A 13,828-nucleotide genomic window follows, 5' to 3' on the forward strand; every position below is an offset into this window, starting at 1 on the left:
GCTCCGCCCCGCTCGGCCCGGCACCACCCTCGCGGCCGGGCCGGCGGTGCGCTCGTCGTCGCTCGCCGTCACTCGTCATCGAGGGCTCACGCGCGCGGACGGTGCCCCGCACCAGGCCCCCTGAGCAGCGCCTTCCCCTTATTGCGTACCATGCGCAAGTGCGCACCACCGACTACACCATCCGCCCCGCCACCCCCGCCGACCTCGACGCCGCCCGGGCCGTCATGCTCGACACCGTCTACCGTGACTTCGGCACCGGCTACGTGCCCCGCTGGCACCGGGACGTCATCGACCCGGCCGGGGCGTACGTGACCCCCGTCCGGCACACCCTCCTCGTCGCCGTGGACGAGCGCGACGGCGAGGTCGTCGCCACCGGGGCCCTGGACTCCCGCGGGCCCGCGCACCCGCCGAACCCCCGGCACGTCGCCGAGCGTTACCCCTCCGGCGTCACCGCCCAGCTGCGCCGCGTGTACGTGCGGCCCGAGCACCGCAGGCGGGGTCTGGCGCGGCGCCTCGTCGACGAGTTGCTGGCGTTCGCCGCGGCCGACGGGGGTTACCGGGCGGTGTATCTGCACACCGATCCGTCGGTCACCGGGGCCGAGCCGTTCTGGCGGTCGCTCGCCAAGGTCGTGCACGACGAGCGCGAGGACGCGGGGGGCGGGCAGGGCATCGTGCACTTCGACGTGCCCATGCCGTAACGCTGTTGCGACCCTGCCGTGCGGGCGGCGTCCGGTGAACTCATGGAAACCATTTTCATGTAGGGTTTCCTCGCGTCGTCGCCCAGACCCCCTTCTCCACCCGACCGATCCGAGGACCATGCGCTCCCACCGCCGCTCCCGGCTGCTCGCCCCTCTCCTGCTGTTCCCGCTGATAGCCGGCTGTTTCGCGTCCGGCGGCGACGACGAGGCCGAGGGGGGTGACGGCGGGGGCGGCTCCCGGCTCCGGGTCGGGCTCGCCTTCCCGCCCGCCGAGAACCTGTCGCCCTACGGCGCCGACGCCACCCTCCTCAGCCGGCTCGGCGTCACCGAGGGACTCACCGCGCTGGACGCCAACGGCTCCGCCGCCCCCGCGCTCGCCGAGTCCTGGCGCAGGGACGGGGACAGGGGCTGGGAGTTCACCCTCCGGGACGCCACCTTCCAGGACGGCAGCGACGTGACCCCGGCCGCCGTGGCCGACTCCCTCGCCCGCGCCACCGCCGCCGAGCCCGCGCCCGCCGCCCTCGCCGGCGTCACCCTCACCGCGAAGGCCGACGGGGACCGCGTCCTCAGGGTCACCACCGCCGCGCCCGACCCCGTGCTCCCGCTGCGGCTGTCCAGCCCCAGCCTTGCGATCCTCTCCGAGAAGGCCTACGGCAAGACCGGCCGCGTCGACCCCGTCGGCACCGCCACCGGGCCCTTCGAGATCACGAAGGTGAACGGCGCCGCCTCCGCCTCCCTCGACCGCTTCGACGACTACTGGGGCGGCCGCGCCCAGGCCTCCGGGATCGACGCCCGTTTCATCGCCGACGGCACCGCCCGCGCCAACGCCCTGCGCACCGGCGAGCTGGACATCGCCGAGGCCGTTCCCGTCTCCCAGGCGGCGAGCCTCGACGAGGAGAGCCGCAGGGACACCGCCACGACCCGGACCACCAGCCTGCTGCTCAACTCCTCCACCGGGCCCTTCGCGGACGCCGGGCTGCGCGCCGCCGCCCGCGGCGCCCTCGACACCTCCGTGTTCGCCAAGGACGTGTACGAGGGGCACGCCGACCCCGGGGCCGGCCTCTACGGGCCCGCCGTGACCTGGGCCGAGGGGAAGCGGAAGGCGCCCGTCGGGCGCGTTGCCGCCGGGAAGGCGAACGGTGCCACCGTCTCGCTCGCCACCTACGACAACCGGCCCGAGCTGCCCGAGGTCGCCCAGGTGGTCAAGCAGCAGCTGGAGAAGGCCGGTTTCAAGGTGAAGCTCACCGTCGGCGAGTACTCGCGGCTGGAGGGCGACGCGCTGGCCGGGAAGTTCGACGCCTTCGTCCTCGCCCGCAACACCCTCCTCGACACCGGCGACCCCGTCTCCGTCCTCGCCGGCGACTACACCTGCGACGGCGGCTACAACATCGCCCAGCTGTGCGACGAGGGCGTCGACGCGGCGGTGCGGAAGGCCGAGGGGACCGCCGACACCGCCCGGCGGCAGGACGCCGCCATGGCCGCCGAGGCCCGTCTCCTCGGGACCGACGCCGTCGTTCCGCTGGTGCACCAGCGCATCATCACCGGTGTCGGGAAGTCCGTGCAGGGTGTCGTCCTCGACCCGTACGAGCGCACCCTCGTCGGCACCGGCACCCGGCGCTGAGCCGTGCGGCGGCAGGAGTCCACCGCCATGCGGCGGCAAGCGGCCACCGCCGTGTGGCGGCAACTGGCCACCGTGACGTGGCGCACCGTGCTCGCGGCCGGGCTGGTGTGCGGGATCGGGCTGCTGCCGTGGCTGACCCGCACCGACCCGGCGCACACCGTCCTCAAGGCCCGCTCCGCCGACCGCGACCCCACGCCCGAGGTCCTCGCCGACATCCGCGGGCAACTGGGGCTGGACGGCGGGCCGCTGCACCTGCTCGGCCGGTGGCTTTGCGGGCTCGCGCACGGCGACGCCGGGCAGTCGTGGATCTCCGGGAACGACGTCCTGCCCGACGTCCTCCAGGCCCTCGGCGCCTCCCTGCTGCTGATGGCGGCCGCCCTCGTGGTCGCCGCCCTCACCGCCGGGGCCGTGTGCGCCCGCACCCTCCGGCTCGGCGCGCGGCGGCGGCTCGACGGGCGGCGCCGCGGCGGCACCGTCTCCGCCGTGGTCGCCGCGCTGCCCGAGTTCCTCGTCGCCTCCGTGCTCGCCACCGTCGTCGGGGTGCAGCTCGGGTGGCTGCCCGCGCTGGGGTGGTACGGGCCGCAGTGGACCGTGCTGCCCGCCCTCGCCCTCGGCCTGCCCGCCGGGGCCGTGCTGGGGCGGCTGCTCGACGACCTGCTGCCCGGCGCCTTCGGCGAGCCCTGGGCGCTGGCCGCCGCCGCCCGCGGACTGCCGGGCCGGCGCATCGCCCGGCAGGCGGTGCGCCGGTGCGTGCCCGTCCTGCTGCCCAACCTCGCGCTGTTCGCCGTCGGGCTGACCGGCGGGGCCGTCGCCGTCGAGCAGGTCTTCGACATCCCCGGTCTCGGCCGCACCACCCTCCAGGCCGCCCTCGCCCAGGACCTGCCCGTCCTCCAGGCCGGCGCCCTCGCCCTCCTGCTGCTCGCCGCGCTCGCGACCCTCGCCACCCGTCTCGCCGGCCGCCTGCTCACCGGGCCCGCCCTGCGCGACGGCGCCCTGTCCTCCCTGCATCGGCCCGCACCCCCCGCCCGCCGCGTCCTGCCGCTGCTCTACGCCGGCCTCCTGCTCGCCGTCGTCGCGTGCGGGCTGGCCCGCGACCCCCTCGCCCTCGACACCGGGCAGCGGCTGCGGCCGCCCTCCCTCGCCCACCCCTTCGGCACCGACGCTCTCGGCCGCGACCTGCTCGCCCGCGTCGGCCACGGCGCCCTGGACACCCTGCTGCTCGCCTCCGCCATCACCGCCGCCGCCCTGCTCGCGGGCGTCCTGCTGGGACTCGTGCCCCGGGTGTCCGCGCCGCTCGTCGACACCGTCAACGCCGTGCCGGCCGTGCTCGCCGCGCTCCTCGTCACCGCCGTCGCGGGCGGCGGGGCGGCCACCCCCGCCCTCGCCGTCGGCGTCGTCGCCTGGGCGCCGCTCGCCGCCCACACCGCGTCGCTGCTGCGCCAGGAACGCGCCACCCCGCACGTGACGGCCACCCGGGGACTGGGGGCCGGGCGCTGGTACCTGCTGCGCCGCGAACTGCTCCCCGCCGTCCTGCCGCCCGTCGTCCGCCACGCCCTGCTGCGGCTGCCCGGCGTCGCCCTCGCGCTCGCCTCGCTCGGCTTCCTCGGTCTCGGCGCCCAGCCGCCGTCCCCCGAGTGGGGGCTGCTCCTCGCCGAGAACCAGCCCTACGCCGAACGCGCCCCGTGGGCCGTGCTCGCCCCCGCCGCCGTCCTCGCCCTGCTCGGTGCCCTCGCCGTCACCGCCGCGGGCGGACCGCGCCGGCCGCGCCGACGGGCCCGCCCGGAGCCCTCGGCCACCGGCCCGCGGCCCGCCCCGGCCGCCGAGAAGGAACCGGCCGGAGTCCGATGACCCCCGCGCCCACCGGCCCCGCGCCGTCCACCGGCCGCCCGCCCGCCAAGGCCCCCGGCCGCCGCCGCACCGCCCCGCTGCCGCCGCTGCTGCGCCTGCTCGTCCTCACCCAGTTCGCCTTCAACGTCGGCTTCTTCGCCGTCCTGCCCTTCCTCGCCGAACACCTCGGACAGGCCGTGGGCATGGCGGGCTGGCTGGTCGGGTTCGTGCTCGGGCTGCGCACCTTCAGCCAGCAGGGGCTGTTCGTGGTCGGCGGGGCGCTGGCCGACCGGTACGGGATCCGGCCCGTCGTGCTCGCCGGATGCGTGCTGCGCATCGCCGGGTTCGCGTGGCTCGGGTACGCCGAGCGGACCTGGGCCGTCGTCGGCGCGGTGCTGCTCATCGGGTTCGCCGCCGCGCTGTTCTCGCCCGCCGTCGAGTCGGAGGTCGCCCGGCAGGCCGTCCTGTGGGAGGAACGGGGCGGCGGGGAACGGACCCGGGTGCTCGCGCTGTTCACCGTGGCCGGGCAGGCGGGCGCTTTCGCCGGACCGCTGCTGGGCGCGCTGCTGCTGGCCGTCGACTTCCGTACGGCGTGCCTGGCCGGGGCCGGCGTCTTCGTGCTCGTCCTGGCCGGGCACGCGTGGCTGCTGCCCCAGCACCTCCCCGGGCGGGCCCGCGTCCGCGTCGGGGGCGGGGCGCGGCTGCTCCTGCGCAACCGGCCCTTCCTGGCGCTGTGCTGCGCGTACGGCGCCTATCTGCTCGCCTACAACCAGCTCTACCTGGCCTTGCCCGCCGAGGTGGAGCGGGCCGCCGGTTCGCAGGCGCCGCTGGCCTGGCTGTTCGCGCTGTCCTCGCTGCTGGTGGTGACGGCGCAGTTGCCGGTGACGCGGTGGGCGGGGGAGCGGCTGGCGCCGCGCCGGTCGATGGCGGCGGGGCTGGTGCTGATCGCGGGCGGGTTCGCCGTCGTCGCGCTCGCCCGGCCCGCCGGGTGGACGGGCGCGGGCGGGCTGGTGCCGTCCGCCGGGTTCGTCGTACTGCTGACGCTCGGTCAGATGCTGGTCGCACCCGTCGCCCGCGCCTGGGTGCCCGACCTCGCCGAGGACGGCCGGCTCGGGCTGTACACGGGGGCGTTGTCCTCGGTCTCCGGGCTGATCGTGCTGGCGGGCAGCTCCGTGACCGGCCTGCTGCTGGACAGCGGGCTGCCGGCCGCCGTGCCGTGGCTGGCACTGGCCGCCGTACCGCTCGCCGCGGTCGCCCTGCTGCCTGGCGGCCGGCGGGCCGGGGGACCCGGCTCGGGGGCCTGAGCCGGATCCCCGGCGGACGCCGGCGCCGGCGCCGACGCCCGTGCCGCCGTGCCGGGCCGCGACGTCCGCCACAGCCACGCCACGTCCCGCCCGAACGACCACACCAGCAGTCCCAGCGCCAGCCCCGCCACGCCAGCGTCGGCCACGTCCGGCAGCAGTCGCGCGCCCGCGAGCAGCAGCAGCACCCCCTGCAGCGCCGCCACCGTCTTGCGGGCCGTGCTCGGCGGCAGCGGGGCGGTCAGCCACGGCCACACGCGGGCCGCGGCGACGAAGACGTACCGCATGCCGCCGATCAGCAGCACCCACGGGCCCAGGTCCGTCGCGACGTACACGCTCAGCACCAGGATGAGGAACGCGTCGACCTCCATGTCGAAGCGCGCGCCCAGGGCCGTCGACGTGCCCGTGCGGCGGGCGACCCTGCCGTCCACGCCGTCCAGGACCAGGGCCACGGCCGTCAGGCCGACGAGGAGGGAGACGGGCGGCGCGCTCCGGAAGGAGTCGGCGACCAGGGCCGTGACCCCGCCGACCAGGACGGCCCGGCCGAGGGTGACCCGGTTGGCCGGGCCGAAGGACGGCGGCCGGGAGCGGTGCAGGGCCCGGGTGAGCACCGCCCAGGTCCCGAACGCGAACGCGAGGCCGGTCAGCCAGCCCGCCGGGCCCATGCCGAGCGCCGTGCCGAGCAGCACCAGCAGCAGGACCTGCGCGCCCGCCCCCACCGCGGTCTCCCGCCGCGGGGGCCTCGCGACGTACGTGTCGTCCAGGGCCACCGAACACCCTCCGGCCGAGTGACAGAGTCGATCGACGCCGCTACCTTGTGCGGCTCGTGCACCCCTCGGTACGCGGGCGGCTCTCCGATCGTTCAGGAGGACATCCGATGACACGCACCGCACGTGCGTTCTGGCTCGACCCGCCCGGCCGGGGCGTGATCCGCGACGTGGAGCTGCCCGGGCCCGGCGCGGACGAGGTGCTCGTGCGCACCCTCTTCAGCGGTGTCAGCCGGGGCACGGAGACCCTCGTCCTCCACGGCCGGGTGCCCGAGAACCAGTACGCGGCCATGCGCGCCCCCTTCCAGGAGGGCGACTTCCCCGGGCCGGTGAAGTACGGCTACCTCAACGTCGGCGTGGTGGAGGAGGGCCCGAAGGCGCTCGTCGGCCGTACCGTGTTCTGCCTCCACCCCCACCAGACCCGCTACGTCGTCCCGGCCGCCGCCGTCGTCCCGGTGCCGCCGGACGTCCCCGCCGGGCGGGCCGTGCTCGCCGGCACCGTGGAGACCGCCGTCAACGCCCTGTGGGACGCCGCGCCCCTGGCCGGCGACCGCGTCGCCGTGGTCGGCGGCGGCATGGTCGGCTGTGCGGTGGCCGCGCTGCTGGCCCGGTTCCCCGGCGTCCGCGTCCAGTTGGTCGACGTCGACCCGACGCGGGCGAGGACCGCCGAGGCACTCGGCGTCGGCTTCGCGTCCCCGGCCGACGCGCTCGGCGACCGGGACCTCGTCGTGCACGCCAGCGCCACCGAGGAGGGCCTCGCCCGGTCTCTGGAACTGCTGCGGCCCGAGGGCACGGTGGTCGAGCTGAGCTGGTACGGCGAACGGCGCGTCGCCCTGCCGCTCGGCGAGGCCTTCCACTCCCGGCGCCTGACCGTGCGCGGCAGCCAGGTCGGCACCGTCTCCCCGGCACGCGCCGGCACCCGCACCCACGCCGACCGGCTCGCCCTCGCCCTCGACCTGCTCGCCGACCCCGCGCTGGACGCCCTCGTCACCGGCGAGTCGGCCTTCGCGGACCTGCCGGACGTGCTGCCGAGGCTGGCCTCGGGGGACGTCCCCGCCCTGTGCCACCGCATCCGGTACGGCGACGACTGACCGCCGCCCCGGGCGGGGCGGCGGGGCCTGACCTCGAAGAAAGAGCCACGGACCGCTGAACAAGGAAAGGCGCCGAGCCGTAATGGACGGCACCCCGCGCGGTGAACGGCGGGGGACCAGACGCGCCACACCTGGAGGGTCGTCCGTTGTTCAGCATCACCGTCCGCGATCACATCATGATCGCCCACAGCTTCCGCGGCGACGTCTTCGGGCCCGCGCAGCGCCTGCACGGAGCGACGTTCCTGGTGGACGCCACCTTCCGGCGCGAGCAGCTGGACGAGGACGACATCGTCGTCGACATCGGTCTGGCCGCGCGGGAACTGGGCGCCGTCGTCGGCGGACTGACCTACCGCAACCTCGACGACGAACCCGACTTCGCCGGGATCAACACCTCCACGGAGTTCCTCGCCAAGGTCGTCGCCGACCGGCTCGCCGAGCGCGTCCACGAGGGCGCCCTCGGCGAGGGAGCCAAGGGCCTGGCCGGTCTGACCGTCACCCTCCACGAGTCGCACGTCGCCTGGGCGAGCTACGAGCGTGCGCTGTGACCGGCACGACCGCCGGGACGACGGCCGGACGCGCCCGGCTCGCCCACGCGCCGGCGCAGAGGCCGTCCCCGAGGAACGGCGGGACCGTCCCCATGTCCCTGCGCTCCGTGCACTTCGTCCTGCCGGGCGGCGTCGACGACCCGGCCGCGCCGAGCGGCGGCAACGCCTACGACCGGCGGGTGGCGCTGGACCTGCCCGGCTTCGGCTGGCGGGTGCGAAAGCTCCCCGTGGACGGCGACTGGCCCCGGCCCGGCGAGGCCGCGCGGACGGAACTCGCCCGCCTCCTGCGCCGGTTGCCCGACGGAGCCGTGGTCCTGCTGGACGGGCTGGTCGCCTGCGGCGTGCCGGAGGTCGTCGTCCCGGAGGCCGGGCGGCTGCGCATGGCCGTCCTCGTCCACCTGCCGCTCGGCGACGAGACCGGCCTCGACCCCGCCGTGGCCGCCGCGCTGGACGCCCGCGAGCGCGCGGTGCTCCGGGCCGTCCCGGCCGTCGTCGCCACCAGCGACTGGGCGGTGCGCCGCCTCGTCTCCCACCACGGCCTCGACCCGGCCCGCGTCCACGTCGCCGCCCCCGGCACCGACATCGCGCCGCTCGCCCCCGGCACCGACGGGGTCTCCCGGCTGTTGTGCGTCGCCGCCGTCACGCCCCGCAAGGGGCAGCACCGGCTGGTGGAGGCCCTGGCCGCGGTGGCCGACCTGCCCTGGTCGTGCGTGTGCGTCGGCGGACTCGGCCAGGACCCCGCGTACGTCGGCCGGCTGCGGGCCCTGATCGGGCGGTACGGCCTCCAGGACCGGATCGAGCTGGCGGGACCCCGGTCCGGCGCCGGCCTGGACGCCGGCTACGCGGCCGCCGACCTGATGGTCCTCACCTCGTACGCCGAGACGTACGGCATGGCGGTGACGGAGGCCCTCGCGCGCGGCGTCCCCGTGCTCGCCACGGACGTCGGCGGCCTCCCGGAGGCCGTCGGCCGCGCCCCCGACGGCGGGGTGCCCGGCATCCTCGTCCCGCCGGAGGACCCCCTCGCGCTCGCCGCCGAACTGCGGGGCTGGTTCGGCGAGGCGGACGTACGGCGCCGGCTGAAGGCGGCGGCGCGCGGCCGGCGCGCGGCGCTGAACGGCTGGGCGGCCACGGCACGGAGCCTGGCCGGGGTGCTGAGCCGGCTGCCGGCGCGACCGGGGAGGGCGGCATGAGGAGGAGGACGGCCCCCGCCGGGGGCGGGGTCCCGGCCCGGCCCGGCCCGCAGGAAGCCCCCGATGCCGCGCCGCGGGGGCTCCCCGGAGCCGTCCCGGGCGCGGGGCCCACGGCCGGGAGCACGGGCGGGCCCGACGGCCGGCCCACCCCGCGGCCGCGAGAGGACCGCGAGGGGCCCGGAGTGCCCCCCGGACCCCGCCGCCGGCACCGGCACAGGCACCCCGACGACGTGCACCCCGCGGAAGACCCCCTCCCCTCCGAGGCCCTTCCCGCCCCCGGCGCCCCCGAAGACCCCCCGCGCTACGCCCCCGAATGGCTCCGGCTCCGCGAGGGCGCCGACGCCGCCGCGCGGGCGCGCGACCTGCTCGGCCCCCTGCGTGTCCGTCTCGCCGTCCCGCCGGGCCGGGCCGGCGGGACGGTCGTGCACGACCTGGGCTGCGGCACCGGCTCGATGGGCCGCTGGCTCGCCCCGCTGCTCGACGGCGCCCAGCACTGGGTCCTGCACGACCGCGACCCCTACCTGCTGCACTTCGCCGCGGCCGCCTCCCCGCGCCGCGCCGCCGACGGCGGCCGGGTCACCGTGGAGACGCGGCGCGGCGAGATCGCCCGGCTCACCCCGGACGCGCTGGCCGGCGCCTCGCTGGTGACGGCGTCCGCACTGCTCGACGTCCTCACCGCCCGGGAGGTCCGCGCCCTCGCCGCCGCCTGCGCCGGGGCCGGCTGCGCGGCGCTGCTGACCCTGTCCGTCGCCGGGCGCGTCGACCTCACCCCCGCGCACCCCCTGGACGCCGAGGTCGCCGACGCCTTCGACGACCACCAGCGGCGCTCCGGCCTCCTCGGCCCGGACGCGGTCGCCGCCGCCGCGGACGCCTTCGCCGGGCACGGCGCGACCGTACGGACGCGCCCCAGCCCCTGGCGGCTGGGACCCGACGACACCGAGCTCACCGCCCGGTGGCTGCGCGGCTGGGTCGGCGCGGCGGTCGAACAGCGCCCCGCGCTGCGGGAGTCCGCCGAGCGGTACCTCGCGGAGCGCCTCGCCGCCTGCGCGGCCGGAGAGCTGCGGGTCGTCGTGCACCACAGCGACCTGCTGGTGCTGTGCCGGCCGACGGGCGGGGCCTCGTGAGCGCACCGGTGGTGCGGGCGCCGGCCGCCGCGCGGCCGGGACCGCGCCCGAGGGCCGTCCCCCGCGCCCTGCGCGCACACCTGGGCGGTCTCGCCGGGGCCGGTATCCTCGCCGTGCTGCTGTGGCGGCTGGGCACCGGCGCGTTCCTGGACGGGCTGCGCCGGATCGACGGGCCGACGCTGCTGGCGGCGCTCGGCATCGGGCTGGTGACCACGGTGTCCAGCGCCTGGCGCTGGGTCCTGGTGGCCCGGGCGCTGCGCATCCGGCTGCCGCTCGTCCCGGCCGTCGGCGACTACTACCGCGCCCTGTTCCTCAACGCGGCCCTGCCGGGCGGCGTCCTCGGCGACGTGCACCGCGCGGTACGGCACGGGCGCGGCGCCGGTGACCTCGGCCGGGGCGTGCGGGCCGTCGTCCTGGAACGCGCCGCCGGACAGCTCGCGCTGCTCGGCGTCGGCGCGGTCGTGCTCCTCACGCTGCCGTCCCCGGTGCGGGCCGGGGCCCGGCAGACCGCCCCGCTCGTGGGCCTGGCCGCGCTGGGCGCGCTCGCCGTCGGCCTCGCCCTGCGGACGAACCGGACGCCCTCGCGCCGGCGCCGGGGCCGGGCCCTGCGGGCGGCGTTCGGCGAGGCGCGCCGGGCGCTGCTGTCCCGGCGCGACGGGCCGGGGGTCGTGCTGTCGTCCGTCGTGGTCCTCGCCGGACACCTGACCATGTTCGTGCTCGCCGCCCGGGCCGCCGGGAGCACCGCCTCCGTCGCGGTGCTGACACCGCTGGCCGTCCTGGCGCTGCTCGCCATGGGCCTGCCGCTGAACGTCGGCGGCTGGGGTCCCCGGGAGGGCGTCACGGTCTGGGCGTTCGGCGCGGCCGGCCTGGGCGCGGGCAGCGGACTGGGCGTGGCCGTCGTCTACGGGGTGCTCGGTCTCGTGGCGAGCCTGCCCGGCGCCGTCGTCCTCGTCGTCCGCCGGCGCGCCCCCTCGGGAACGGGACCGGGGCCGTCGTACCGGGCCCCGAGTCGCACCGCGCACCCGGCGGGCACTACCCGCGCTCGCCGCCCTGCGGGGGCACCGTCGCCGTCACCGACGTCAGCAGCGCCACGTACTCGCCGAAGGATTCCACGAGGCCGGCCAGCAGTTCCCTTCCCTTTTCCGCCGACGCCAGTGAAGGGCGCCCGATGACACCGGAATCGGTGTAGGCGGACATGCCGAGGGAGAACAGATGACGCCGGTCGTCGGCGACGAAATCAGCGGTCTCGTAACCGGGCCGGACACATTCGGGATGCGTGTGCAGAAGAATGGAGGTCTCGATTTCCCCGGCGTGCATGTCGGTGAGCGGCGACGTGGCCACGCCCGCCCGCTCCCGCGCCGCCTCCCAGTCCTCCGGGGCCGGGAACAGCGCCATCCGCTCGCCGCGCGCGGAGGACTCCTGCACGACGTTGCCCAGGACGTGGTTCCCGCCGTGCCCGTTGACCAGCACCAGGGCGTCGACGCCCGAGCGGCGCAGCGAGGCCGCGATGTCCCGTACCACCGCGTGAAGGGTTACCGAGGAGATGCTGACCGTCCCCGGCCAGTCCGCGTGCTCGTGCGAGCAGCCGATCGTCACCGGCGGGAGGAGGTGGACCGGGTACGCGTCGGCGACCTTTCGGGCGATGGCGCAGGCGACGAGGGTGTCGGTCGCCAGCGGCAGGTACGGACCGTGCTGCTCGAAGCTCCCGACGGGCAGCACGGCGACCTGCCGCGCGAGCCCGGCGCCCCGCCTGCGCACATCCTCCGTCGTGTCCTCCGGCACCAGTGAAACGTCCATTCCCGTACGGCCTTTCGTCTCCGCTCAGAACCCCGGCTGAGGAACTCGAGAATCATGACAGAAAACATTGGCGTACTCGGCGAGAATTCACCCCGACGCACGGATGTGGAACGCGTGGTGAGTGTTCCGCTGCCGACCCTGTACGGGAAATTCCAGGCGGTCGGCTACTTCGACCACGAGCGCGGTGACGAGCAGGTGGCCCTGGTGTACGGCGCCCCGGGCGCCGACCGCGTCCTGACCCGGCTGCACTCGGAGTGCCTCACCGGGGACGCGTTCGGCTCCCGGCACTGCGAGTGCGGCGACCAACTGGCCTGCGCGCTGCGTGCGGTGGCCGCCGAGGGCAGCGGCGTCGTCGTCTACCTGCGCGGGCACGAGGGGCGCGGCATCGGTCTGCTGGCCAAGCTGCGCGCCATGGCGCTGCAGGCGGAGGGACTGGACACGGTGGAGGCCAATCTCGCGCTCGGCCTGCCGGTGGACGCCCGGGACTACGGCGTCGCCGCCCGCATCCTCGACGACCTGGGGGTGCGGTCGGTGCGCCTGATGTCCAACAACCCCCGCAAACGCGAGGCGTTGGTGCGGCACGGCGTCCAGGTCTCCGAACAGGTGCCGCTGCTGATACCGCCGTGCGAGAGCAGCATCACCTACCTGCGCACCAAACGGGAGCGCCTGGACCACCACCTGCCCCACCTGGACGCGGTGGCGCACGTGTCGTCGTGAGCCCGGTGACGGCCGGGCCGGCCCGGAAGGCCGTCGTCGCGGTCGCCCGGCGGACGCGGTCCCGGTCCTCGTGGCCGGGAGTTCCCGGCGTCCAGCGGTTCGGGCGCCTTCGTCCGAAAGACGGCGCCGGCCATCGGCCCCGCGTCCAGGGCGTCGGTCGCCGGGCGTCGGTCGCCGGGCCGTGCGCGTACGCGGGCGCGGCGGCGGCCCCTCAGACCGACGCCCCCGCCCGGCCGACGGGCCGGACGGGGGCGTGCGGGCGGGGCGTCACTTCTTCGCCGACTCCACGGCGTGCCCGCCGAACTGGTTGCGCAGCGCGGCGATCATCTTCATCTGCGGCGAGTCGTCCTGCCGGGACGCGAACCGCGCGAACAGCGACGCGGTGATCGCCGGCAGCGGCACCGCGTTGTCGATCGCGGCCTCCACCGTCCAGCGTCCCTCACCGGAGTCCTCGGCGTAGCCGCGCAGCTTCTCCAGGTGCTGGTCCTCGTCGAGGGCGTTGACGGCCAGGTCCAGCAGCCAGGAGCGGATGACCGTGCCCTCCTGCCAGGAGCGGAAGACCTCGCGGACGTTGTCCACGGAGTCGACCTTCTCCAGCAGCTCCCAGCCCTCGGCGTAGGCCTGCATCATGGCGTACTCGATGCCGTTGTGGACCATCTTGGAGAAGTGCCCGGCACCGACCTTGCCCGCGTGGACGAAGCCGTACGGGCCCTCCGGCTTGAGCGCGTCGAAGATCGGCTTGAGGTCGTCGACGCACTCCTTGTCGCCGCCGACCATCAGGGCGTAGCCGTTCTTCAGGCCCCACACGCCGCCCGAGACGCCCGCGTCGACGAAGTGGATGCCGCGCTTGCCGAGTTCCTCGGCGTGCTTCTCGTCGTCGGTCCAGCGGGAGTTGCCGCCGTCGATGACGGTGTCGCCGGGCTTGAGCAGCGTGGCGAGCTGGTCGATGACGTGCTGCGTGGCGGCCCCGGCCGGGACCATCACCCAGACCGCGCGCGGCCGCTCCAGCCGCTCGACGAGCTCGACCAGGCTGACGACGTCGGCCTTCTCCGGATTGGTGTCGTACCCGACGACGGTGTGGCCGGCGTTGCGCAGACGCTCGCGCATGTTGCCGCCCATCTTGCCGAGACCAACGAGACCGATCTGCATG

11 protein-coding genes and 2 pseudogenes are annotated in these 13,828 nt (G+C 76.4%); 10 read left to right on the plus strand and 3 right to left on the minus strand.

The window, feature by feature from the left end; genetic code table 11:
• Positions 1-158 precede the first annotated feature (158 nt).
• The 4 genes from ACZ4V6_RS22280 to ACZ4V6_RS22295 all read left to right on the plus strand — a co-directional run bounded on the left by ACZ4V6_RS22280 (position 159) and on the right by ACZ4V6_RS22295 (position 5,450).
• Positions 159-698 carry a GNAT family N-acetyltransferase gene (locus tag ACZ4V6_RS22280; protein ID WP_467830058.1) on the plus strand — a complete coding sequence of 180 codons (540 nt, stop codon included), beginning with the start codon at positions 159-161 and terminating at the stop codon, positions 696-698.
• A 118-nt stretch (positions 699-816) separates the two neighbouring features.
• A complete protein-coding gene (locus ACZ4V6_RS22285) occupies positions 817-2,319 on the plus strand; it encodes an ABC transporter substrate-binding protein (RefSeq protein ID WP_467830060.1) in 1,503 nt (500 codons plus the stop codon).
• A 27-nt stretch (positions 2,320-2,346) separates the two neighbouring features.
• The gene (locus ACZ4V6_RS22290; protein ID WP_467830063.1) at positions 2,347-4,167 is read left to right on the plus strand and encodes an ABC transporter permease subunit; all 1,821 of its coding nucleotides are present in this window, start codon (positions 2,347-2,349) and stop codon (positions 4,165-4,167) included.
• On the plus strand, positions 4,164-5,450 hold the full coding sequence (locus tag ACZ4V6_RS22295) for an MDR family MFS transporter (protein WP_467830066.1): 1,287 nt from the start codon (positions 4,164-4,166) through the stop codon (positions 5,448-5,450). The genes ACZ4V6_RS22290 and ACZ4V6_RS22295 overlap by 4 nt, the downstream gene beginning before the upstream one ends.
• A gap of 38 nt (positions 5,451-5,488) precedes the next feature.
• Here ACZ4V6_RS22295 and ACZ4V6_RS22300 read toward each other — a convergent pair.
• Positions 5,489-6,217 (minus strand): annotated as a pseudogene (locus ACZ4V6_RS22300) (CDP-alcohol phosphatidyltransferase family protein); the annotation flags it as partial.
• Between the two features lie 107 nt (positions 6,218-6,324).
• On the opposite strand from ACZ4V6_RS22300, the gene ACZ4V6_RS22305 reads away from it, so the two are divergent.
• From ACZ4V6_RS22305 to ACZ4V6_RS22325, 5 genes and pseudogenes are all read left to right on the plus strand, one after another.
• Positions 6,325-7,305: a zinc-dependent alcohol dehydrogenase gene (locus ACZ4V6_RS22305; protein WP_467830068.1), complete on the plus strand. Its 981-nt coding sequence runs from the start codon at positions 6,325-6,327 to the stop codon at positions 7,303-7,305.
• 146 nt (positions 7,306-7,451) lie between these two features.
• A complete protein-coding gene (locus tag ACZ4V6_RS22310; RefSeq protein ID WP_467830071.1) occupies positions 7,452-7,850 on the plus strand; it encodes a 6-pyruvoyl trahydropterin synthase family protein in 399 nt (132 codons plus the stop codon).
• Positions 7,847-9,040, plus strand: coding sequence for a glycosyltransferase family 4 protein (locus ACZ4V6_RS22315; RefSeq protein WP_467830074.1), 1,194 nt, complete (start codon positions 7,847-7,849; stop codon positions 9,038-9,040). Before ACZ4V6_RS22310 ends, ACZ4V6_RS22315 begins: the two co-directional genes overlap by 4 nt.
• Positions 9,037-10,164, plus strand: a complete 1,128-nt coding sequence (locus ACZ4V6_RS22320; RefSeq protein ID WP_467830076.1) for a hypothetical protein — start codon at positions 9,037-9,039, stop codon at positions 10,162-10,164. Before ACZ4V6_RS22315 ends, ACZ4V6_RS22320 begins: the two co-directional genes overlap by 4 nt.
• 113 nt (positions 10,165-10,277) lie before the next feature.
• Positions 10,278-11,036: pseudogene (locus ACZ4V6_RS22325) on the plus strand (lysylphosphatidylglycerol synthase transmembrane domain-containing protein); the annotation flags it as partial.
• A gap of 160 nt (positions 11,037-11,196) precedes the next feature.
• Here ACZ4V6_RS22325 and ACZ4V6_RS22330 read toward each other — a convergent pair.
• Entirely contained in the window at positions 11,197-11,961 is a 765-nt protein-coding gene (locus ACZ4V6_RS22330; protein ID WP_467830079.1) for a creatininase family protein, read from the minus strand.
• Between the two features lie 54 nt (positions 11,962-12,015).
• On the opposite strand from ACZ4V6_RS22330, the gene ribA reads away from it, so the two are divergent.
• Positions 12,016-12,678 carry a GTP cyclohydrolase II gene (ribA, locus tag ACZ4V6_RS22335; protein ID WP_467830081.1) on the plus strand — a complete coding sequence of 221 codons (663 nt, stop codon included), beginning with the start codon at positions 12,016-12,018 and terminating at the stop codon, positions 12,676-12,678.
• Between the two features lie 267 nt (positions 12,679-12,945).
• Here the strand turns inward: ribA and gnd are convergent, their stop codons facing one another.
• The gene (gnd, locus tag ACZ4V6_RS22340; RefSeq protein WP_467830084.1) at positions 12,946-13,827 is read right to left on the minus strand and encodes a phosphogluconate dehydrogenase (NAD(+)-dependent, decarboxylating); all 882 of its coding nucleotides are present in this window, start codon (positions 13,825-13,827) and stop codon (positions 12,946-12,948) included.
• Position 13,828: the final 1 nt, after the last annotated feature.

The sequence above is a fragment of the Streptomyces sp. NPDC029152 genome (assembly GCF_055564355.1).

What these genes read in the sequence shown, in the direction of transcription:
- ACZ4V6_RS22305 (WP_467830068.1), top strand. Translation starts at nt 6,325, where the DNA reads ATGACACGCACCGCACGTGCGTTCTGGCTCGACCCGCCCGGCCGGGGC.
- gnd (WP_467830084.1), bottom strand. Translation starts at nt 13,827, where the DNA reads ATGCAGATCGGTCTCGTTGGTCTCGGCAAGATGGGCGGCAACATGCGC.
- ACZ4V6_RS22285 (WP_467830060.1), top strand. Translation starts at nt 817, where the DNA reads ATGCGCTCCCACCGCCGCTCCCGGCTGCTCGCCCCTCTCCTGCTGTTC.
- ACZ4V6_RS22330 (WP_467830079.1), bottom strand. Translation starts at nt 11,961, where the DNA reads ATGGACGTTTCACTGGTGCCGGAGGACACGACGGAGGATGTGCGCAGG.
- ribA (WP_467830081.1), top strand. Translation starts at nt 12,016, where the DNA reads ATGACAGAAAACATTGGCGTACTCGGCGAGAATTCACCCCGACGCACG.
- ACZ4V6_RS22320 (WP_467830076.1), top strand. Translation starts at nt 9,037, where the DNA reads ATGAGGAGGAGGACGGCCCCCGCCGGGGGCGGGGTCCCGGCCCGGCCC.
- ACZ4V6_RS22290 (WP_467830063.1), top strand. Translation starts at nt 2,347, where the DNA reads ATGCGGCGGCAAGCGGCCACCGCCGTGTGGCGGCAACTGGCCACCGTG.
- ACZ4V6_RS22295 (WP_467830066.1), top strand. Translation starts at nt 4,164, where the DNA reads ATGACCCCCGCGCCCACCGGCCCCGCGCCGTCCACCGGCCGCCCGCCC.